Source organism: Mitsuokella sp. UBA4253 (assembly GCF_002395285.1).
Taxonomy (GTDB): Bacteria; Bacillota; Negativicutes; order Selenomonadales; family Selenomonadaceae; genus Mitsuokella; species Mitsuokella jalaludinii.
In genome coordinates, this window is the sequence record NZ_DGWR01000008.1 from 22,249 (window position 1) to 42,430 (window position 20,182).

General features: G+C 57.7%; 20 protein-coding genes. 2 read left to right on the forward strand and 18 right to left on the reverse strand.

Annotated elements, in window-relative coordinates; all coding sequences use genetic code 11:
- Window positions 1-27: 27 nt before the first annotated feature.
- The 12 genes from B2X55_RS03935 to B2X55_RS03990 form a co-directional block, all read right to left on the reverse strand.
- Complete coding sequence (locus B2X55_RS03935) at window positions 28-1,422, reverse strand: peptidoglycan D,D-transpeptidase FtsI family protein (protein WP_270528094.1); 1,395 nt, start codon at window positions 1,420-1,422, stop codon at window positions 28-30.
- On the reverse strand, window positions 1,415-2,683 hold the full coding sequence (locus tag B2X55_RS03940; protein WP_036378031.1) for an FtsW/RodA/SpoVE family cell cycle protein: 1,269 nt from the start codon (window positions 2,681-2,683) through the stop codon (window positions 1,415-1,417). The genes B2X55_RS03935 and B2X55_RS03940 overlap by 8 nt, the downstream gene beginning before the upstream one ends.
- A complete protein-coding gene (locus B2X55_RS03945) occupies window positions 2,680-3,384 on the reverse strand; it encodes a Stp1/IreP family PP2C-type Ser/Thr phosphatase (protein WP_036378035.1) in 705 nt (234 codons plus the stop codon). The genes B2X55_RS03940 and B2X55_RS03945 overlap by 4 nt, the downstream gene beginning before the upstream one ends.
- Before the next feature lie 5 nt (window positions 3,385-3,389).
- Window positions 3,390-3,842, reverse strand: coding sequence for an FHA domain-containing protein (locus B2X55_RS03950; protein WP_148485450.1), 453 nt, complete (start codon window positions 3,840-3,842; stop codon window positions 3,390-3,392).
- Window positions 3,843-4,577: an FhaA domain-containing protein gene (locus B2X55_RS03955; protein ID WP_270528091.1), complete on the reverse strand. Its 735-nt coding sequence runs from the start codon at window positions 4,575-4,577 to the stop codon at window positions 3,843-3,845.
- A 90-nt stretch (window positions 4,578-4,667) separates the two neighbouring features.
- A complete protein-coding gene (rlmN, locus tag B2X55_RS03960) occupies window positions 4,668-5,711 on the reverse strand; it encodes a 23S rRNA (adenine(2503)-C(2))-methyltransferase RlmN (RefSeq protein WP_286820977.1) in 1,044 nt (347 codons plus the stop codon).
- Window positions 5,712-5,715: 4 nt separating this feature from the next.
- Window positions 5,716-7,074, reverse strand: a complete 1,359-nt coding sequence (rsmB, locus tag B2X55_RS03965) for a 16S rRNA (cytosine(967)-C(5))-methyltransferase RsmB (RefSeq protein ID WP_278823581.1) — start codon at window positions 7,072-7,074, stop codon at window positions 5,716-5,718.
- Window positions 7,075-7,119: 45 nt separating this feature from the next.
- The gene (locus B2X55_RS03970; RefSeq protein ID WP_278743249.1) at window positions 7,120-7,920 is read right to left on the reverse strand and encodes a DUF116 domain-containing protein; all 801 of its coding nucleotides are present in this window, start codon (window positions 7,918-7,920) and stop codon (window positions 7,120-7,122) included.
- Window positions 7,921-7,922: 2 nt separating this feature from the next.
- Window positions 7,923-8,861 carry a methionyl-tRNA formyltransferase gene (fmt, locus tag B2X55_RS03975; RefSeq protein ID WP_279181831.1) on the reverse strand — a complete coding sequence of 313 codons (939 nt, stop codon included), beginning with the start codon at window positions 8,859-8,861 and terminating at the stop codon, window positions 7,923-7,925.
- A complete protein-coding gene (gene def, locus B2X55_RS03980; RefSeq protein WP_036378051.1) occupies window positions 8,858-9,325 on the reverse strand; it encodes a peptide deformylase in 468 nt (155 codons plus the stop codon). The genes fmt and def overlap by 4 nt, the downstream gene beginning before the upstream one ends.
- Before the next feature lie 112 nt (window positions 9,326-9,437).
- Window positions 9,438-10,688: a peptidase T gene (pepT, locus tag B2X55_RS03985; protein WP_414683485.1), complete on the reverse strand. Its 1,251-nt coding sequence runs from the start codon at window positions 10,686-10,688 to the stop codon at window positions 9,438-9,440.
- A 79-nt stretch (window positions 10,689-10,767) separates the two neighbouring features.
- Window positions 10,768-11,691, reverse strand: coding sequence for a LysR family transcriptional regulator (locus B2X55_RS03990; RefSeq protein ID WP_036378053.1), 924 nt, complete (start codon window positions 11,689-11,691; stop codon window positions 10,768-10,770).
- A gap of 349 nt (window positions 11,692-12,040) precedes the next feature.
- Here B2X55_RS03990 and B2X55_RS03995 point away from each other — a divergent pair, with 349 nt between their 5' ends.
- Window positions 12,041-13,432, forward strand: coding sequence for an MFS transporter (locus tag B2X55_RS03995; RefSeq protein ID WP_270528088.1), 1,392 nt, complete (start codon window positions 12,041-12,043; stop codon window positions 13,430-13,432).
- 85 nt (window positions 13,433-13,517) lie between these two features.
- Here B2X55_RS03995 and B2X55_RS04000 read toward each other — a convergent pair whose 3' ends face one another.
- The gene (locus B2X55_RS04000; RefSeq protein WP_286820979.1) at window positions 13,518-14,348 is read right to left on the reverse strand and encodes an amidohydrolase family protein; all 831 of its coding nucleotides are present in this window, start codon (window positions 14,346-14,348) and stop codon (window positions 13,518-13,520) included.
- A gap of 28 nt (window positions 14,349-14,376) precedes the next feature.
- Window positions 14,377-15,510 (reverse strand): amidohydrolase, encoded by a 1,134-nt coding sequence (locus tag B2X55_RS04005; RefSeq protein ID WP_286820980.1) that lies wholly within the window; start codon window positions 15,508-15,510, stop codon window positions 14,377-14,379.
- A gap of 242 nt (window positions 15,511-15,752) precedes the next feature.
- Here B2X55_RS04005 and B2X55_RS04010 point away from each other — a divergent pair, with 242 nt between their 5' ends.
- Window positions 15,753-16,088 (forward strand): helix-turn-helix domain-containing protein, encoded by a 336-nt coding sequence (locus B2X55_RS04010; RefSeq protein WP_055160852.1) that lies wholly within the window; start codon window positions 15,753-15,755, stop codon window positions 16,086-16,088.
- Window positions 16,089-16,213: 125 nt separating this feature from the next.
- On the opposite strand, the gene B2X55_RS04015 is transcribed toward B2X55_RS04010, so the two are convergent.
- From B2X55_RS04015 to B2X55_RS04030, 4 genes are read right to left on the reverse strand one after another with little or no spacing between them, the layout of a single operon-like run.
- Complete coding sequence (locus B2X55_RS04015; RefSeq protein ID WP_286820982.1) at window positions 16,214-16,993, reverse strand: HAD hydrolase family protein; 780 nt, start codon at window positions 16,991-16,993, stop codon at window positions 16,214-16,216.
- Between the two features lie 5 nt (window positions 16,994-16,998).
- Window positions 16,999-18,057, reverse strand: a complete 1,059-nt coding sequence (locus B2X55_RS04020; protein ID WP_055160891.1) for a cysteine protease StiP family protein — start codon at window positions 18,055-18,057, stop codon at window positions 16,999-17,001.
- Window positions 18,057-19,175: a phosphoribosyltransferase domain-containing protein gene (locus B2X55_RS04025; RefSeq protein WP_286820984.1), complete on the reverse strand. Its 1,119-nt coding sequence runs from the start codon at window positions 19,173-19,175 to the stop codon at window positions 18,057-18,059. The genes B2X55_RS04020 and B2X55_RS04025 overlap by 1 nt, the downstream gene beginning before the upstream one ends.
- Window positions 19,172-20,179 carry an HpcH/HpaI aldolase/citrate lyase family protein gene (locus B2X55_RS04030; protein WP_055160847.1) on the reverse strand — a complete coding sequence of 336 codons (1,008 nt, stop codon included), beginning with the start codon at window positions 20,177-20,179 and terminating at the stop codon, window positions 19,172-19,174. Before B2X55_RS04030 ends, B2X55_RS04025 begins: the two co-directional genes overlap by 4 nt.
- Window positions 20,180-20,182 lie beyond the last annotated feature (3 nt).

The window sequence follows — 20,182 nt, forward strand, 5'->3', positions numbered from 1 at the left end:
GTTCCCCCTACTATACCAGGAATAAAGTTACATCAGACTCTCTATCATTTGTTTCGCGATTGGTGCGGCCTCGATACCGCCGCCACCGCCGTTCTCTACGATGATGGCGAAGACGATCTTGCGCTCCGGCAGCTCGGCCGAACCGATGAACCAGGCGTGATCCTTGCCCGCTGGATTCTCGGCCGTGCCGGTCTTGCCCGTCACGCGGACGCCCTGCACCCTGGCCGCCGTGCCCGTGCCCTTCGTCACGACATCTTCCATATAGCTGTCGATGAGAGCCGCCATTTCTGGCGTCGTGGCCGTCAGCCAGCGCGAGGGCTGTGCCTTGTAGACGACTGTGCCGCCCGGCGTGATGACGTCCTGCACGAGGTACGGCTTCATGATCTTGCCGCCATTGGCGAAGGCGTCAGCGAGCAATGCCATGTGCATCGGCGTGACGAGCAGGGCGCTCTGGCCGATGGCCGTCTGCGCTTGATCGCCCTTGGAGAGCGTGCCGAAGTCGGGGAAATGCGACTTCGTCATGAGGATCTCGTCGCCGATCTCGCGGTCAAAACCGAAGCGCGAGAAGGCTTTCTTGAGCTTCTCGTCACCCATGCGCATGCCGAGCGTGCCGAAGGTGATGTTGCACGACTCCGTGACGGCCTGCCTGAGGTCGACGCGGCCGTGGACTTCGCCATGGCTCTCGCGTATCGTGTGGCCGCCACCGACGTCGAGCACGCCGTCGCAATCAAAGACCTCCGACGTGTTCGTCACGCCGTCCGTCAGCGCCGCATCGGCAATCATCGCCTTGATGGTCGAGCCCGGCGGGTAGAGCCCCTGGACGGCGCGGTTGAGGAGCGGGCTGTCCTCCTGCCCCGAGAGCGCCTTCCAGTTCGACTCGATGTCATTCGGGTCATACGAGGGCGAGCTCACCATCGCAAGCACGGCTCCCGTCCGCGCGTCGAGCGCGACGACGGCGCCGCGGCGCTTGCCGAGAGCTGCGGCGGCTGCCTTCTGGGCGGACGGCTCGATGGTCAGCTTGACGTCATTGCCGCGCTCCGACTGCAGGAGCTGCGAGAGCGGGCCGAGGCGGCTCATATCGGCCGTCAGGCCGAGCAACGCCTGGTTGGCGTGACCCTCGATGCCGGCGCTGCCGATGTTCTCGCCGTTGTAGCCCGTGACGGCAGCCATGGTCGTGCCGAACGGGTAGACGCGGCTGCCGTCCTGGCGCGTCTCGGCCAGGATCTGGCCGTCGGCCGCGAGGATGGAGCCGCGCTGGATGTCGGCCCGAGCCGCCGCACGCCTCATGTTGAGCGGGTTCTTGGCGAGGTCGTCCGCCTCCCAAGTCGACAGGTAGATGATATAGACAGCCAGCAGTCCGAACAGGACCATCGCAAAAGATGCCGCCCTGAGGACCTGCCGCTTGATTTTCCAATCAGACATTTTTCCTCTCCTTTGACAGAGACAGGAGCATGCCGAGCAAGATGAAGCCCGACACCATCGAGCTGCCGCCGTAGCTGATGAACGGCAGCGTGATGCCCGTCAGCGGCAGGAATTTCGTCACGCCGGCAATGATGATGAAGGCCTGCATGAGGAGCAGCGCACTGCATCCGGCCGCGAGCAGCAGCTCTTTCTCCTGCGGGCACGAGAGCGCGATGCAGATGCCGCGCCAGAAGGCCATGACATAACAGGCCATGAGCATCAGCGAGGCGATGAGGCCCATCTCCTCCGCGATAGCGGCGAAGATGAAGTCCGTGTGTACCTCGGGGATGAAGCCCGGGTGACCGTAGCCGAAGCCCGTGCCCCAGACACCGCCCGTACCGAAGGCGAAGAGCGACTGGACGACCTGATAGGCCATGCCGTTGGGGTCCTGCCAGGGGTTGAGCCAGATGTCGAAGCGCACGCGCACGTGGGCAAAGCCCATGTAGCAGATGGTCGCGGCAAGGCCCATGAAGAGCAACGCCAAGAAGACATAGGACTTGCTCCCCGTCGCCATGTACGTCATGAGTACGGCAATGCCGAAGAAGAGCAGTGCCGAGCCGAGGTCCTTCTCCACGACGAACATCAGCACCGCGATGCTCCAGATGCAGATGAGCGGCGCGATGAAGCGCAGCGGCGGCAACTGCAGGAAGAGCAGGCGGCGCTTCGGCAGGGATAGGACCTTGCGGTGATCCGAGAGGTACGCCGCGAGGAACAGGACGATGAGGATCTTGCCGAATTCCGACGGTTGCACCGAAAACGGCCCGAGCACGAGCCAGTTGCGGCTGCCGCCGATCTCTGTGCCAAAGAGAATGGGCAGGAAGAGCACGACGACGCAGCAGATCCCCGTGATGTACGGGTAGTCGACGAGCCTGACGATGCGGCTCCAGAAGCGGATGACGAGGAACATCAGGACCATCGCGATGAGCAGCCAGCGCAACTGCGGTATGAGCAACGCGGGCTTTAGGCGGGCGATCTCGACGACGCCGACACTCGCGAGCAGCATGACGAGCGGAAAGAGGCACGTGTCCATGTGCCGGCGCACGAGGACGCCCTGCAGGATGACGGCCGCGACGATGACGGCTGCGAGCCACGGCAGGTACGCGATGCCCAGGAGGTCCTGCGTGTGGACGACGCCCGGCTGCGGATGCGCCTTGAGGTAGAGCACAGCGAGTCCGGAAATCAGGATGCCGAACGGCGGTAAGAGAAGACTCCAGTTCTTCATACGCCGTACACCACCACGACTGCCGTGACATTGTCGCGCCCGCCCGAGCGCAGTGCCGCCTCGATGAGGGCCCTGGCGGGGTCCTGCTGCCCCTGCTGCAGGATGGATGCGATCTCTTCCTCTCGGACCATGTTCATGAGGCCGTCTGTCGCCAGGAGCAGGATATCCCCCGTCCGGACGTCAAAGCGGCCGCTGTCCACCTCGAGCGCTTCCGCGACGCCGACGGCGCGCGTCAGCATGTTCTTCTGCGGATGGATGCGCGCCTCTGCCTCCGTGAGCTCGCCGTGCTCGACGAGGTCCTCGACATACGAATGGTCGCGCGTGACCTGATGCAGCACACCGTCGCGCAGGAGGTAGAGGCGGCTGTCCCCGACATGGGCCCAGAAGGCCAGCCCCTGCTCCGTGTGCAGCAGCGTCGCCGTCGTCCCCATGCCCTGGCAGTCAGGATTCTCTGCCACCGTGGCGAGGATCTCGCGGTTGGCGCGGTGGATGGCGCGGCAGAGCGCCTGCTCCTCAATCGATCCGCAGTCAGCGAGATCGTCCCGCACTGCCTTGACGAGGATGTGGCTCGCGACTTCTCCGGCCGCATGGCCGCCCATGCCGTCTGCCACGACGTAGACCTCCGGGTCGAATACCGCAGCGCTGTCCTCATTGATCGGCCGCACACAGCCGACATCGGTCGCTTCATAAACCTTACTCAAAATTCTCACCTCTCGAACCGAAGGGTGACGAGCCCGATGCGGATCTTGTCACCAGGGCGAAGGTACGCCCTGCCCTCCAGGATTTGACCGTTCACATACGTATGGTTGATGCTGCCGAGATCTTCGATGACGTACTGATTGCCATGGCGATAGATCTGCGCATGATGATGCGAGACATAGCCCTCGGGTATCACGATGTGGTTGTCGCGGCCGCGCCCCACCATGAGCTGTTCGCCGAATGCAAAGCGCTTGCCCGCGAGTTCCGGCTCCGGCGCCTCCAGCACAGAAACGACGGCCTCCTGCGGCTTCGTCTCCGGCCTGCGTATGGCCGCTGACTGCTTGCGCACCGCCCCGAAGAGGCGCCTTGAGAGCGTCACCGTGAACCACAGGAGCCAAAGGAGCATGCCATATTCGAGCACCACGCGGATGCCTTTGAGAAAAACGGCTGTCACCGCCAATTATATCACCTCATATCGCAGGACCGTCATGCCGATCCGTATCTTGTCCCCATGCTGCAGGCGGCAGGAATCGATGCGCCGCCCGTTGACGAACGTGCCATTCGTGCTCTGTGCATCGTAGAGCTCGTGGCGATGGTGCTCGTACGAGATCCAGGCGTGGAGCCGCGAGGCATTGGTGTCTGTCAGGATGAACTCGTTCTTGTCACGCCGGCCGATGTAGACCTGCTTCTCCCCGATCTCGAGGTAGGCATCGAGATCGGGACCCTCGACGACAGTCAGCGAAGCCATCGCGTGGAAGGCCGGCAGGTTGAGCGGTACGCGGCCGTCAAGCGACGGCCGCTTCTGGAGGACGAGCGTGTTGGCCGAGATGTCCTCCACCTCGTCGGAGCGCCCGCAGCGCAGCTTGTAGACACCGCGACTCAGCTTGCCGCTCTGCTCCATGCGCACGGTGATGACACCGTCCGCCGCGCAGTCCTGCAGGATGATCTGGCGCGCTGCCATCGTCCTGAGGTCCTCGATGACGCGCCGCGCACAGAGGCGGTGGTAGTCCTCCGGATTCAGCGAGAAGATGAATGCCGTGTCGATATCCTGCCGCCTCTTGCCAGAGGACTGGCGCTTGACCTCACGCTCAAGGCCGTTCATGAGCTCAACAGCCTCAAGGCTGCTGCTGAACTTCTTGTTGAAGAAGCCCTCGATATGATTTGCCAGATACGATTCCCATGTCCCTAAACCCATGGTTTTCGCCTCCGTTTCTTTTGCTATGACCACTATCCGTACATTATAGCAGATATCGGATGAAAAAGCTGTGAATTTATTGGGAAATGGTCACTCTTCCAGGTGCTTATTGCGGAGCTGGCCGCAGGCTGCCTGGATGTCCGTCCCCATCTCGCGCCGCACCGTGACCGTCAGATGATGCGCCGTGAGGTAGTGCTCGAACCAGTCGATGCGTGCGGCAGACGGGCGCAGCAGATGACGCTCAGCCACAGGATTGATGGGGATGAGATTGACGCTGGCCAGCTGGCCGCGCAGCAGTGAGACGAGTTCTCTTGCCTGCACCTCCCCGTCATTGACGTGATCGATGAGGATGTACTCGTACGTCACGCGGCGCTTCGTCGTCTCCGCGTAGTGGCGCGCCGCGCGCACGACATCAGCGAGCGGGTACTTGCGATTGATTGGCATGAGCTCGCTGCGGAGTTCCTGGTTCGGCGCGTGCAGCGAGACAGAGAGCGAGATGGGGATTCCCTCATCTGCGAGCTTGTACATCTGCGGCACGATGCCGGAAGTCGAGATCGTGATGCTGCGGTAGCTCAGGCCGAGGACGTATTCCTCATGCAGCAGTCGGATGAAGCCGAGCACGTTCTCGTAGTTCATCAGAGGCTCGCCCGAGCCCATGATGACGACGGTGTCGACCTTCTCCCCGCGCCCTTCCCCGCGCAGCATGTCGTTTATCGCGATGGCCTGCGAGAGGATCTCGCCCTTCGTCAGGTTGCGCGCCATGCCGTGCAGCGTCGATGCGCAGAAAGCACAGCCCATGTTGCAGCCGGCCTGCGTCGAGACGCAGATGCTATTGCCGTAGGGCTGGCGCATGAGCACTGTCTCTACGGCCGTGCCGTCAGCAAATTCCAGCAGGAACTTCGTCGTGTGGCCGTCGGCCGAATCGAGGCGGTCCTTGAGGCGCGGGCGGCCAATCGCCAGCGAAGATGACAGCTCCTCGCGCAGCTTCTTCGAGAGGTTCGTCATATCACCGAAGCTCGTGGCACCGCGCTGGTACATCCACTCCGCGATCTGCTTGGCGCGGTACTTCGGCAGCGAGAACGGCTGCAGCGCTGCCTGGAGTTCCTGGCAGGTCAACCCCAAAATATCGTTCAACGTCTTATCCTTTCTTGTCTGTCTTGCTTGTCTTTTTCATGCGGCAGATGAAGAAGCCATCCGTGCCGTCGACATGCGGCAGCAGCTGAACCATCTTCGACTCCGCATGCTTCGTCGGCAGCGGCAGGTAATGGCCCGTCGTCTCCAAGGCGAACTCCGGATGCGCTTCGAGGAAGCGGCTGACGACGCCCTGATTCTCGGCGAGCTCGATCGTGCAGGTGCTATAGACGAGCACCCCGCCCGGCTTGACGGCCCTCGCTGCGCTCTCGAGAATGGAAAGCTGCAGGTCAGGCAAGGCCGCGATCTCGTCTGCCGTCTTGCGCCAGCGGGCATCCGGCTTGCGGCGCAGCACGCCGAGACCGGAACACGGCGCGTCGACGAGGACGCGGTCAGCCATCGCCTCATACTGCTCGCCGATCTCTCGCGCGTCAATCTCCTCCGTCTCGATGATCTGGATGCCGAGGCGCGCGGCATTCTCCTCGATGCGCTGGAGCTTGTGGTCATAGATGTCACCGGCGAGGATGCGGCCCTTGTCGTGCATGAGCGCCGCCATGTGCGTCGTCTTGCCGCCCGGCGCCGCACAGCAGTCGATGATGAACTCTCCAGGCTGCGGCCCTACGACATGTGCGACGAGCATCGAGCTCTCATCCTGCACCTGACAGCGCCCCTGCTGAAGCGGTGCGAGCGCATCGAGTGCGCCGTGACGGCGCACGAGGATGCCCTCGGGAGCCCAGAGCGAAGGCTCGACTTCCGCGCCTGCCTGCCTGAGCTCTTCGAGCAGCGCATCGCGGTCCGTGCGCAGCGTATTCGTGCGCACGGAGAGGAGAGGCTGCTCATTGTCAAAGCGGCAGAGTCTCTCCGCCGCCTCAAAGCCGAACGTCTTGACCCAGCGGCGCACGAGCCACTCCGGATGCTGGCTGGAGAGGGCGAGGTTTTCCGTCGCATGGCCCTTCCCGCTCGGGAATGCGGCCTTCTCCGGCTCGCGCACTGCCGTGCGCAGCACGGCATTGACAAAGCCCGCGAGCCCTTTCATGCCCATGCCCTTGGCCAGCTCTACAGCCGTGTTGCAGGCTGCCGAAACCGGCACCTTGTCGAGGTAGAAGAGCTGGTAGAGACCGAGCCGCAGGATCTCGCGGACGAGCGGCTGGATCTTGCGCACGGGTCGGTTGACGTAGCGGCGCAGGATCCAGTCGAGCGTGCCGCCGGCCTTGACCGTGCCGTAGACGAGCTCCGTGACAAAGCGGCGGTCCTGCTCGCCAAGCTCTGCCTGGCGCAGTGCCTTGGCAAGCGCCACATTGGCATAGGCGCCATTCTCATGTACTTCGTATAGGATGCGGACTGCCGTCTCGCGCGCTTTATCCATAGATCCACCTCATTTGTCTTGACTCTTGACTACGTATCGTATCACTCATTGTTTCTCTTTTGGTTTCGGTATGATGATCTTCTCGAGCTGTGCCCGCACCTCCTCGATGTCGACGTGCGTGTTGTAGCACGGTCCGTTCGGACGGATGTTGAGCACGCCGACGGCCGGCAGCGGGTAGACGTCCTGGATGCCGCTCATGAGGTCACGCTCGCAGGCAATGGCCAGCACGGCTTTCGGCTTCGTCTTATAGACGATCTGGCGCGCGAGCGTGCCGCCCGTCGCCACGAAGAAGTGGAAGCCCATCTCATGCGACAGCGTCACGAGGGCGCCGATATCGCAGCGGCCGCAGCGCTTGCAGTTCTCCGGGTCCCGCGTGATCTTGTGCGGGCATGAGGCGAGCTGCAGGCAGTGCGGTGTCACGACGAGCAGCCGGTCGGCTGGCACGCGGATGCCCATGCGGTTGAACAGGAGATTGCTCACCGCGATGAAGGAGCCCTCGAGCTTGCGGCGCCGGATGCCGAAGATGCTGCCGAGGCGCACGGCCAGCGGGAAGAGCAGGTTGATGAGCTCATACGTCTGGCGCTGCAGGAACGGCAGGTACGGCAGATGTGCGACAGCGAGGACCATGTTGAAGATGCTGAAGAACGCCCCTGCCACCAAGAAGGTGAACACAGCGCCGATGAGCCAGGGCAGCATGGGCTGGATGGCGCGGAGCCCCGGCACGCCGATGTACCAGATGGCGTAGAGGATGACCGCCATGAGGACGGCCGTCAGAGAGAGCATGCCGATGAACAGCCGCTTCTTCGGGCGCCCCGTCAGCACGTAATCATTCTTTGCTTTTGTCATATTCAATCCTCAAACGTTGCGGGCAGAGCAATCGCGTGACCATTGAGGTAATCCTTCGCGGCCATACGCTTCTTGCCAGGCGCTTGGAGCTCCGTGATCTCGAGCACGCCGTCGCCCGCTGCTACAAAGAGGCCTTCTTTCTTGTCGGCCCTAAGGATGGTGCCCGGCTGCGCTTCCGTCTTCTCAGTCGTACAGCGCGTGCGCCAGATCTTGTATTTCTTGCCTGCAAGGAAGGTGTAAGCCCCCGGCCACGAGTCGAGGCCGCGCACGAGATTGTGTATCTTCTGTGCACAGTCCTGCCAGTGGATGTGGCCCGTCTCCTTCGTCAGCATCGGCGCGTAATTCGACTCGCCCGTCTGCGGGATGCGCTTGAGCGTCCCGGCCGAGAGCTCCTCGAGCGTATCGATGAGCACCTTGGCGCCGAGCGCCATGAGGCCGTCGTGCACCTCCTCGAGCGTCGTGTCCGGACCGATCGGGAACTCCGCCTTCAGCAGCATGTCGCCCGTGTCGAGCCCAGCGTCCATGAACATCGTCGTGATCCCCGTCTTCTTCTCTCCGTCGATGACGCACCACTGCATCGGCGCCGCGCCGCGGTAACGCGGCAGGAGTGAACCGTGTACATTGATGCAGCCATAAGGCGGGATGTCGAGGATGCGCTGAGAGAGAATCTGGCCGAAGGCCACGACGACCATGAGGTCGGGCTTCTGCTCTTCGAGGAAGGCCGTGAAGTCTTCCTCCTTGATTCTCTTCGGCTGCCAGACCGGCAGGCCGTGCGCCTCCGCCCAGGCCTTGACCGGCGACGGCACGAGCTTCTGGCCGCGCCCTCTCGGCTTGTCGGGCTGCGTCACGACGCCGATGACGTCGCAGTGCTCATAAAGAGCTGCGAGGCACGGCACGGCAAATTCCGGCGTGCCCATGAAAATGACTCGGAACTTTTTCACGCCTGATTCCCCCTGTGCAGACTCTTTGCGATATCGATGAAGAGCTGGCCCTCGAGATGGTCGAGCTCATGCTGGATGCAGCGTGCCAGAAGGCCCGTCGCCGTCAAATGCTGCTTCTTGCCGCGGCGGTTGAGGAACTCCACCTTGACCTTCGCTGCGCGCTCCACCTCGCCGTAGATGCCCGGCACGGAGAGGCATCCCTCGGTATCCGTTGCCGTGCCCTCGCGGAAGGTGATGACCGGGTTGATGAGCTCGATGAGTCCGTGGTCGTCCTGGCAGTCGATGACGACGACGCGGATGGGACGGCCGATCTGCGGCGCAGCGAGGCCGACGCCGTCGCTCTCGTACATCGTGACGGCCATGTCGTCGAGCAGCTTGCGCAGTCCCTTGTCGATCTTCTCCACCGGAGCGCAGACCTCCTTGAGGACCGGCGCCCCTGCTTTCTTGATTTCCAGTATTGCCATAAAGAAAAATCTCCTTTTATCTGTCTGATTGCTTGTCTCATCAGTCGGATATCCACATATCCATAACACTGACGCGCCAGGTTGCCTGACGCGTCAATTCATTGCTGCATTCTCATTTGCCAGCCTTGCCCTTGCAGGAAGCTGCCTTGACCATGATCGCAAGGACGAGCTCCGCCGCCTTCTTCAGGGATGGCAGCGGCAGGTACTCAAAGCGGCCGTGGAAGTTCGCACCGCCCGTGAAGAGATTCGGGCACGGCAGACCCATGAACGAGAGGCGTGCGCCGTCAGTGCCGCCGCGGATGGGCTGGACATCCGGCTCGATGCCAATTTCCTCCATCGCCTCGCGCGCGAGCTCCACGACATAGAGATTGCCATCCTCGATCTTCTCGAGCATGTTGTAGTAGACATCGCGGTGATGCACCTCGACGGAGCCCTCGCCGTACTTCTTGTTGAAGAATGCGGCCATATCGTCGAGCAGTGCCTTGCGCCGCTCGAAGTGCGCGCGGTCGTGGTCGCGCACGAGCATCTCCATCGTGACGAGCTCGACACTGCCCGCGACGGTGTGAACATGGAAGAAGCCCTCATGCCCCTCCGTGTACTCCGGCTTCTCGCCGGCCGGCAACATCTGCTGCCACTCCGCAGCCATCGAGACGGCATTCTTCATCTTGCCCTTCGCGTCGCCCGTGTGGACGCTGCGGCCATGGAAGAGGATGGTCGGGTTCGCCGCATTGAAGTTCTCGTACTCCAGCCCGCCGAGCTCGCCGCCGTCAACCGTGTAGGCAAAATCCGCGCCGAACACCTTGACATCGAAGCGGTCTGCACTGCGGCCCGTCTCCTCATCCGGCGTGAAGCCTAGGCGGATCTTGCCGTGCGAGATCTCCGGGTGCGCCATGAGGTATTCCGCAGCGCTGACGATGGCCGTGACGCCGGCCTTGTCATCTGCACCCAAAAGCGTCGTGCCGTCCGTCATCATGATGTCCTGGCCCTTGTAGCGCTCGATGCCCGGGAAGTCCGCGACCGAGAAGACGATTCCCTTCTCCTTGTTCAGCACAATGTCCCCGCCGGGATACGCATGGATGATTTGCTCGTGGATAGGGCCACCCGACGCATCCGGACTCGTGTCGAGATGCGAAATAAAGCCGACCACGGGGCCATCTCCACCATTGTTGGCCGGCTGCGTCGCCATGACGTAGCCGTGCTCGTCCACCGTCACCTCCGTGAGGCCGATGGACCGAAGCTCGTCAGCCAAGTGCTTGGCCAACACCATCTGGCCGGGCGTCGACGGGCATTCCTTGTCGTTTGCCTCATCCGACTGTGTATTGAAGGAAATATAGTCGCGGAACCGCTTCACTACGGTTTCCATCTTGATTTCCATTGTCATTCCAATCACCTCATATGATAGTCATCATATAATTATATCAATATTACGGAACATCGACAAGTCAGCGCGCCGCGTTTCCTCTGCCATCGGGCTGCGTCAGTGGAATATCCCCCTCGTGCACGAAGTGGTGGATGGTGAACTGCTGGAAGGTCATAGCTGCCGGCGAGAGTGGCCGCGAAGTGTTCCAGGCGATGCCGACGGCGCGCTTGCAGAGCGGGAAAGATATCGGCACGAAGACGACGCCGAGGTGCTCTGTGCATGGCACGTGCGGCAGGACGCTGACGCCGAGATGCGCCGCGACGAAAGAGACGAGCGTGTGGACTTCATCGCCCTCGAAGATGATCTGCGGATGGCTCTCTGCGAGGTCGAGGAACTGGTTGACCTGCTGGCGCAGCGTGTACTCGGGCTTCAGAGCGACGAACGGCTCATCCCCGACTTCGCGCAGGCTGACGCGCGACTTCTGCGCGAGCGGATGGTCCTCCGGCACGACGAGGAACATTTCCTCCGACCAGAGGTACATCCAGGCCGTATCCGGTTCATTCATCGTCGAGCAGAGGCAGATATCCGTCTCGCCGCTCGTCAGCTGCTCGGCGAGCATCGAAGAACTCTGCTGGTTGAGCTTGACATCGATGTGCGGGTAGCGCTCATGGAACTGGCGCAGGATCAGCGGCAGGAACGTGTCGCCGAGCGAGTGCAGGAAGGAGAGATGCACGACGCCTGCACCGCCGTTGTCGAGTTCGATCTCCTGTTCCGCCAGCGCGAGCTCGCGGATCACGCGGTCGACGTGGAACAGGAATTTCTGCCCGGCCTCCGTCAGATCCGAGGTGCGGCCATGGCGTTCAAACAGGGTGACGCCGAGCTCCTGCTCCAATTTCTGGATGGAGCGAGAAAGAGCCGACTGCGAGACGGCCATCTCTTCGGCTGCCTGCGTGAAGTGACGGCACTTGGCCATCGCCTGGAAGTACTTCAGTTGTGTCAATTCCATTTTGTTCCTCGTTTCTTGCATATCGTGCATAATTACTTTAGGTTATAGTCTATTATATGCACGGTAACCTAGGCTGACAACGTTTTCCTGCTTCATTTCCATGATTATTTTGCATTGTATTCATGTATACAAGGAATCTCGCATGCATTTTCTGCAAAAAACGGCAGGGATCGCCATGGTTATGCACAATTTGCATCCTATTTGTGAAAATTATACATTAGACGTGCTCTCTGAAGATGACTATACTAAGTTTCAGATTTCATTCATAGATATTTTAGATAAGCAGGTGAACGCATTGAATTATCGGATTCCCTCGGATTATGTTGAAGCGCTCTGTGCAGAGACTGGCATGTCAGCGAGCGATGCCCATCGCATGCTGACGGTCGCGCACTGCACGGCGGTCCATCATCCGCGCCATCATCATAAGAAACAGGTTTCGCTTGGAAAGGAGTCTTCTGTCATGGCAGATTCAGCTGCCCCGACGCGCCTCTGGACGCGTGACTACGTATTTGACATCGGTGTCAACTTCCTCGTCTACTCGGTCCACTTCCTCTTGATGCTCTGGTCTACGGCCTATGCCATCTACACCTGGAATGCTTCCATCAGCATGGCCGGCCTCGCCTCTGGCCTCTTCATCGTCGGTGCCCTGTTCGCCCGCATCCCAGCTGGACGCTTCATCGATTTCGTCGGCCGCCGCAAGATGTTCCTTGCCGGCACGCTGATGTTCTTCCTGCTCGTCCTCTGCTACGAGCTCGCGCCGTCGCTCGAGGTCTTCATGCTCGTCCGCTTCCTGCATGGCCTGTCTTTCGGCACGACCTCGACGGCAGCGAGCACGGTCGTCGCCGCACTCGTCCCGCTCAAGCGCATGGGCACGGGCATCGGCTACTTCACGCTCGGCGTCACGATGGCTTCGGCCATCGGCCCCTTCATCGCCATGAACCTCACGTCCGCCAAGGAATTCACGCTCGCCATCGAGATCTGCGCGGCCGCAACCTTCCTGATCTTCGCGCTCTCCTTCTTCATCAAGGCGCCGGAGCGCACGATCCTGCCAGAAGAGAAAGCAGATCTCCACAAGATCTCGTTCGACCGCTTCTTCTCCATCAAGGCACTCGCCATCTCCTGCATCGCCCTGATGGCCGGTGTCTGCTACTCCACGGTCCTGAGCTTCCTCGGCGCCTACACGGCTCACATCGGCATCACGGGCATCGGCGCGACGGGCTTCTTCCTCTGCTTCGCCGCTACTTCCTTCATCAGCCGCCCGCTGACTGGCTACCTGCTCGACCACTTCGGCGGCAACATCGTCATCTACCCGGCACTCATCTGCATGGCCGTCGCCATGGGCTTCATCGGTACGGCCAGCACGGACGCAGCCATGCTGATCGGCGCACTCTTCCTCGGCTTCGGCTACGGCACGACGACGGCATCCTGCCATGCTCTTGCCGTCCACTGCGCACCGATGCATCAGGTCGGCGTCGCGACGAGCACTTACTTCGTCCTGCTTGACTTCGGCATCGGCGTCGGCCCATACACGCTCGGCAGCTTTGTCCCGGCCTTCGGCTTCTCCTTCGTCTACATCGCAGCTGGTGCCATCTCCCTCATCGGCATCGTCCTCTACTACTACCTGCTCGCCCGCCATCACCGCTTCACGCGCCATCAGATGGACCGCGACAGCGAAGCCAAGACGATCATCGCCCAGCGCCGCCAGCGCTTCTACGAGAAGCGCCTTGCCGGTGCACACTGAGATCTGCATCCCATGCTCAACAGAAATACGGTATCCTAGACGGATACCGTATTTTTTGTTGCCGATTCACTTTGTCCTATATGCATCAGCTGTCGAGCATCGCTTCTGGCTTCAGATGGTAGATGCGCATGGCATTCTTGTAGAATACCTCATCCCAATGCTCCTCTGGGATGATTTCCTTCGTGAAGGCGATGTAGTCCCCGAGATTGGCAAGCGGCCAGTCCGTGCCGAACATGAAGCGGTCGTAGAGGTCGAGGTATTCGAGCCAGCCCTTGAGGCGCTCGATGTAGAAATGCTTCTTCTCGCAGAAAGCCCCAAAATCCGGGATCTTGCGCTCTAAAAGGCCCGAGAGGTCTGCCGCCACATTGGGGTTCTTCTCAATGACGGCTGCCGCATCCGTAAACCACGGCTCGCCAAAGTGGCACATGACGAACCGCACCTTGCGGAACTTCGTCGCCGCCTCATCCATGACGAGCGGATGGCTGTACTTCAAGAGCGCGTTGTCTGTCGCCGTCAGGCCCGTATGGACCGCGACCGGCTTGTCGTAGCGCGCGGCGAGCTCGTAGACTGGCGCGAGCCTGTCGTCGTAGAGGTAAAACGAAGCGTAGCCCGGGTAGAGCTTGATGCCGACACAGCGATCGCTCCTCAAATGCTGCTCGATGAGATGGAGCTTCTGCGGCAGCTTCTCCATGTCGAATACCTGGCTGTCAAGCCCGATGCAGTACGAAAGGAAGGACGGATACGCTGGCGCGAGCACTTCGACGGGCAGATTGCCCATGACGATGCCGTGCACCATGCCGCGCATCCTGTACTGCTCGAGCAGGTGGTCGGCGCTGTTCTCGTGCTCGGCTGCCTTCGCGATCTCGTCAAAGTAGGCATCCGACCCAAAGTGAAGATGTGCATCGATGATTTTCATTGCTTACCCCTTATCTTGGCGCATCGCCTCAGAGGCGCGCAAAGGCCTCCACGGCGAGTCTTGCCATATATCTGGCAGCCGGTCCGAGTGCTGCCGGATCAACGTGAAATTTCGGATTGTGGTTAGCCGGCGACTTGCCCGTGCCGACAAGCACGAATACGCCGGGGATCTTCTCCTGGTAGTAGGCGAAATCCTCGCCGGCCAGATTGACGGGCGCGGGCACGACGTCCAGCTCCGCCTCCTTCGCCACCTCGATGGCAAAGTCCGTCCAGTCCGGCGTGTTATCCGTCGCCGGCGGGCCGGCATACCAGGTGAGTTCTGCATGACCGCCAAAGGATGCGGCCTGCCCCTCTGCCAGCTCGTAGATGCGTTTCTTGATGAGCTTCCGGTCCTCTGCCGTCAGGCAGCGCACCGTGCCCTCCAGCCACGAGGATTCAGGGATGACGTTCCAGGTATTGCCGCTCTCGATGTGCGTGATGGAGACGAGGCCCGGGTGTGCCGGGTCGATATTGCGCGAGACGATGCTCTGCGCAGCCGTGACGAAGCTCGCGGCCATGATGATGGGGTCGATGCCGCGCTCCGGATGAGCTGCATGCGTGCCCTTGCCGTGGAACGTCACGGTGAACTTGTCGACAGACGCCGTCACCGCGCCCGAGCGGATGCCGAGCGTGCCGACATCGTAGAGCGGCGAGGTGTGCAGGCCAAAGATGGCCTGTACGTCCTTGAGCACCCCCGTCTCCATGACCTTGCACGCGCCGCCCGGCGCCTCTTCTGCCGGCTGGAAGATCAGGTAGACTGTGCCGCGAAGCTCGCGCTCCTTCGCCTTGAGCAGGTACGCCGAGCCGAGCACCGCACTGATGTGGAAGTCATGGCCGCAGGCATGCATGCGGCCCGCGTGCTCAGACGCATAGGCAAGACCCGACTCCTCCTGGATCGGCAGGCCGTCGATATCGCAGCGCAGCGCGATGAACGGCGCCTCACCTGTACCAACCTTGGCGACAAGGCCCGTCTTGAGCGGCAGGTCGAGGACCTCGATGCCAGCAGCCGCGAGGTCGTCTCTCAGGCGCTTCGTCGTCTCGACTTCCTCATAAGAAAGTTCCGGATGGCGGTGGAACCAGTAGAATTCATCCGTGATCTTCTGGAGGATTTCCTGTTCGTTCATATATATCCCTCACTCTATATGCATAGTTCGTTAGTATGTTTTACAGACATTTTAATATAGAGTGATAATCTTGTCAATGAATAGAAACAGTGTGCATGAAAGGATGACTCTGCCCCGAGCCACGATTGAGCAAGCATCTATCCAGATTCCATTTGTGCGATATTTAAGCCACATAATATTTGTATTTGCAGATGTTATATTGTATAATATTTGCAAATGCAAATGTTATGAAGTTTTGCTATATGGGAAAACGGATCATTCTAACACCGAGCATCCGCCGCATCCTGCAACAGATGGGTGAACAGATCAAGTTAGCTCGTCTTCGCAGGAATATCCCAGCGAGCTTGATTGCCGAACGCTCAGGACTTGGCCAGACGACAATCTGGCAGATCGAAAAAGGAAGCCCCTCTGTCTCGATGGGTGCTTATGCGAAGGCACTCCACGCAATAGAGGGCATGGACAAAGAGCTCCTGCGCATCTGTCGAGAAGATGAACAGGGGCGGATGATACAGGACGCCAGCCTCGTACGGCGCCGCGCATCCAAGCGGAAGATGAGTGCACATCATGATGCGGAATAAGACCAAGATAATCACAACAATAGCCACAATCATACAACGGAATCAGAAGGACCTTACCTGCAAGTACAGAAAAACCACAACCAGTGCCGCAGTCGTTACCATTACCTTAACACTACTACATACTGTTAGATTGCTAAATCAGTCTGCTCGCATACCCACTCTAGTACTTTTTCACCGAAACCATCAACTGTATCCTCTAATCGAACAGACTGCATGTACGGCAGAACACTGCTAATGCTAATGCCTGCATCAGCATAGCGTAGCATACCTGCATCCATCGTACTGTCGCCAGCCGCCAGTACTCCATCAAAGTTAAATTTATCACAGAACCGACTAAGACTCTCGCCTTTATCAAAATCTGCAGGGTAGATATAGAGCTTTCGCCCGCTGCTATTCGCACAAAGACCATTCTTTACTGCCAATACACTATATTCATTTGCACAATCCATCAGCTTACTCACTGTTTCACAGATGGCATTTATAAACATCCCGTCGACTATCTTGGCTAAATGAAAATGTGAGTCTTTTTCACAGCGCTGATATATATCCATCAGTATATCGTGATATCTTTTCTCTATACATGCTGATGTCTGTTGCCATGCTACATCTATCTTATCTCGCACGAGCAGATTCGTCCCATTACCGACTAAGGCGTAGTCAGGATTACAGCCATCAGGAAAATCGATTCGACGATACTGCTCTATAGATCTGGTCGTTAGCGGCATAAATTCCACTCGATCTGACTGACAGATTGTATGAAGCATACGAATACTGGCTGACGACATATAGCTCTGCGGATTGCCATTTATATACTCGACACATACATCTCCTTCTGCTTGATTCTTATATGAATGAAATAGCGTATTGTCGAGATCACAGGCAAAGAGTATCTTCCTCTTTTCCATATCAATTATACATCCCTCAACTCTTTTATGAGCCCACAAGCTCTGTAGTTCTTCAATGGATAAACTTCAACCGGCACGCCCTTTTCCCGTGCTAGCTCATAAAGATGCCCCAGATGCTCATCATCATGCAAACTATGTACGAGTATCTTCCATGGAATGCGCCGCAAGCAAACCCGTGTGGCCTCACCAATGCTCGGCTTTATCAAATTGATGTCATTTATGTCAAAATGTGCCATGATGGATCGTACTTCTTCGATACCAAAATGTACCTCAGCAGTTGTAGCCGAGGATTTCGGCACACGCTCCGGAGCTTGGAACTCGGCCTCGATAGCATCTAGAAATCTATATGTCAAATCCTCTGGCTTGAATTTTTCGTAATACATAGCACCATGAAAATCATCCGCCCCTATGATATCCGGTCGGTAAAAAGTACGACTGATGAGCCCCGACACAGTAGAATTCAGGCATGAACTAGCAATGAGGAAATCATCATGTGTGCCGCACTTAGCCGCCACATAAGCTGGATCAGAGAGCACGGCCAGTCCAGAATCGACAGCAGGATAATCATGCATGGCCTCTTTCAATTGATTTCGTATAGCGCCCTTACCAGTCCAGCCGTCAACAAACTGAATTTCCTCTGCAGCATGGCGAGTCAGTATATAGCGCATGGCATTGCGATCTATTCCTTGTCCCCTGATTATCGATATCGTGTAGTGAACCGGACTCACAGCAAAATATTTTTCCATATAATGCTTTATGAGAATTCCTATCGACGTCCCAGCCCGCGCGAGGGATACGAGCACTACGCTCCTGCCTTTTTCGTGATATATCTTTGTTGCCACTGAGGCCACAGCTGTCGCCGTGACCGACGAATATCTAGTCAATGCATCATAGAAAAGCCGCATGTATTTCGGCGAAGGCAAATGTTCTAACGGCAGCATGGCCGAGTATGGCGTGCCAGATTGAATATATCGCTCACGAACCTTGTTCTCGAGCGGATCTACCATCCCAGTGATGTCCTTAAGCAAGATTGTGACATCATCACCTCTATAGGAACTTCTCATCAATGCGCCACCTCCACTAAACAAAATCTGTCACACCGCTGTCCGAACGCCGTCATTATATCATGCATCGCCAAATCCTTATCACCGTCTGCATCAGTCACGACAATGACTGCATCGTAATTGGCCAAATCATATATATACGTCTGCCGCTCGTTTTCATAAAAACTATGCAGCGAATGTCCTTCATAGATAGGATAATCACCATCGATGCACACCCCTATCGGACTGCGTGTCGTAGCCTGGCAACGGACCAGCTCAAACTGCTCACGCGCCTCTAGCAGTTTCCCACAAATGAGTGCGGGATACATGAATTCCTCCGTACCAATGATGAGCGCACTATCGAGCCCAGCTAGTTGCTTTGAGAGGTAGCTGAGTACTTCTGCCGCCAGTGCGCGGCACTGTTTGTAATATAGGCCAGCCCACTCGCCTTTGCGCACATCACTGACCCGAGTAGCCGCCCGATACCTTCTGTAGCTACGCTGTTCAAAATTTCCTGTAGCAGTTTGTGCAGCTTCGATGGGTATGCCTCTGACTCGACTCTCGTAATCTATGTTCTCCAAACGACATAGTTCGCAATGAGCAATATGGGCTTCTTCCATCCTGATTTCATCATCCGAATCAAGACGATTTATCAGGGAGACCGCAGCAAAGTCTTGCCTGCTCAGTCCCGCCACATCTTGTCGCATGACAGAAACCATGTTGCGCATGGTTTTCCCTGTCGAAATCTCATCATCGACGAGCACAACCGGTGTACCAGTGATATGTGATAATGTCGCAGATGGCAGTTTCTGTTCCACTGCATGACTATGCTCCTCGGAGAATTCTATATATTCTCCTGCCAGACTTTCACGAGTCGTATGAACATAAAAGCAATCATCTGCCAGATTGGCCGCAACAATTGCTCCGACAGCTGTCGCTGTCTCCGCAAAGCCGATGACAAGCCGTGCTGACGGATATTTCTGTGCTGTAAGACACCCCAGATCATTCATCATCAGCAAAGCATCCGTGGGTGATACTGGCATATGCTTGGCCTGCCATGGATTAACCAGCAGATAGCTTCGCTTCTTATTCGCATAGCGCTTAGCCAAGCGGAATATTTCTTTTTCGTATTTCTTCATTTCACATCACCAAACGCCTCAGCCTTTGCTCCATATATATCACCTAAAATTTTTATCTTTCTCGCCCAATTTTTATGACATTTGACTTCATTCATGCGACCGGTATCTCTGCTTTTAGCCACGCCTAGCATCTCACTTCTCCAGCCCAGTATGTTGCAAGCATCTTCATAGTCAGCTTGTGACGGCTTCATACTCTCGTATACTACAGGCAGCTGGCTTGGATGTATAACGGTCTTACCAATGAAGCCATTCAAGCGATCGAGTTCAAGCTCACGCCGCAACCCTGGTTCCCATCTCTCATCTTCTGAAGCACCGAAATACTCCCAGACCGGTCCGGATACGACAAATACATCGCTGAACTGATTCACTATGTCAATCAAGATATCCCGAACCACTCCAATCTCGTAGATATTCTGCCGAAAAGAACGACGCAAACCAAACAAATTGCAGAAATCATTACCACCTACTCTAACATTCAGTATACAATTTTTCATAGCCATCAATTCCTGACGCAGATTAGTGAGTTCCTTCCCCCTTGTCCTACTATCGGCAATAGCTCTACTTTCTAAAATCGGCATACCATATACCTTATGACTTGATGCGGCATTGATTTCAGCCAGCAAGTCTAGATAGTCTGCTGCATTGGTAGTATCAAATTTTGGGAATACATAGCCTGTAAGCAGATTTGCCAAACTTCCAAATTCCCTATGCAGCCGCCTTAATTGATTAGGTGTTCGTACACGCACAAAAAGCAGTGGCAAAGAATTATTGCCTGATTCACTTATTTTTTGCAACGTACACCTGAGGCGATTCTCTGCCTCGTCTAGGGCATGATCCATTATTGAATCCTCTAGACAAAATACTAGCGACGTGAGACATGGTATCCTATGTTCGATGATTTTCTGAGCAATAGTTTCATTCAAAGCCGGAGTATATAAAAGACCTCCTAGACGATATGGCAATTCTATTTCTTGTTGTAAATCTTCTTTTCCACTATCTATCATTCA

Excerpts from the sequence above, each read along its gene's own strand:
- B2X55_RS04000 (WP_286820979.1), bottom strand. The coding sequence starts at position 14,348 with ATGAAAATCATCGATGCACATCTTCACTTTGGGTCGGATGCCTACTTT.
- B2X55_RS04020 (WP_055160891.1), bottom strand. The coding sequence starts at position 18,057 with ATGAGAAGTTCCTATAGAGGTGATGATGTCACAATCTTGCTTAAGGAC.
- B2X55_RS04025 (WP_286820984.1), bottom strand. The coding sequence starts at position 19,175 with ATGAAGAAATACGAAAAAGAAATATTCCGCTTGGCTAAGCGCTATGCG.
- B2X55_RS04015 (WP_286820982.1), bottom strand. The coding sequence starts at position 16,993 with ATGGAAAAGAGGAAGATACTCTTTGCCTGTGATCTCGACAATACGCTA.
- B2X55_RS04030 (WP_055160847.1), bottom strand. The coding sequence starts at position 20,179 with ATGATAGATAGTGGAAAAGAAGATTTACAACAAGAAATAGAATTGCCA.
- B2X55_RS03935 (WP_270528094.1), bottom strand. The coding sequence starts at position 1,422 with ATGTCTGATTGGAAAATCAAGCGGCAGGTCCTCAGGGCGGCATCTTTT.
- def (WP_036378051.1), bottom strand. The coding sequence starts at position 9,325 with ATGGCAATACTGGAAATCAAGAAAGCAGGGGCGCCGGTCCTCAAGGAG.
- B2X55_RS04010 (WP_055160852.1), top strand. The coding sequence starts at position 15,753 with ATGGGAAAACGGATCATTCTAACACCGAGCATCCGCCGCATCCTGCAA.
- B2X55_RS03955 (WP_270528091.1), bottom strand. The coding sequence starts at position 4,577 with ATGGGTTTAGGGACATGGGAATCGTATCTGGCAAATCATATCGAGGGC.
- B2X55_RS03995 (WP_270528088.1), top strand. The coding sequence starts at position 12,041 with ATGTCAGCGAGCGATGCCCATCGCATGCTGACGGTCGCGCACTGCACG.
- B2X55_RS04005 (WP_286820980.1), bottom strand. The coding sequence starts at position 15,510 with ATGAACGAACAGGAAATCCTCCAGAAGATCACGGATGAATTCTACTGG.
- rsmB (WP_278823581.1), bottom strand. The coding sequence starts at position 7,074 with ATGGATAAAGCGCGCGAGACGGCAGTCCGCATCCTATACGAAGTACAT.
- pepT (WP_414683485.1), bottom strand. The coding sequence starts at position 10,688 with ATGGAAACCGTAGTGAAGCGGTTCCGCGACTATATTTCCTTCAATACA.
- B2X55_RS03990 (WP_036378053.1), bottom strand. The coding sequence starts at position 11,691 with ATGGAATTGACACAACTGAAGTACTTCCAGGCGATGGCCAAGTGCCGT.
- B2X55_RS03940 (WP_036378031.1), bottom strand. The coding sequence starts at position 2,683 with ATGAAGAACTGGAGTCTTCTCTTACCGCCGTTCGGCATCCTGATTTCC.
- B2X55_RS03970 (WP_278743249.1), bottom strand. The coding sequence starts at position 7,920 with ATGACAAAAGCAAAGAATGATTACGTGCTGACGGGGCGCCCGAAGAAG.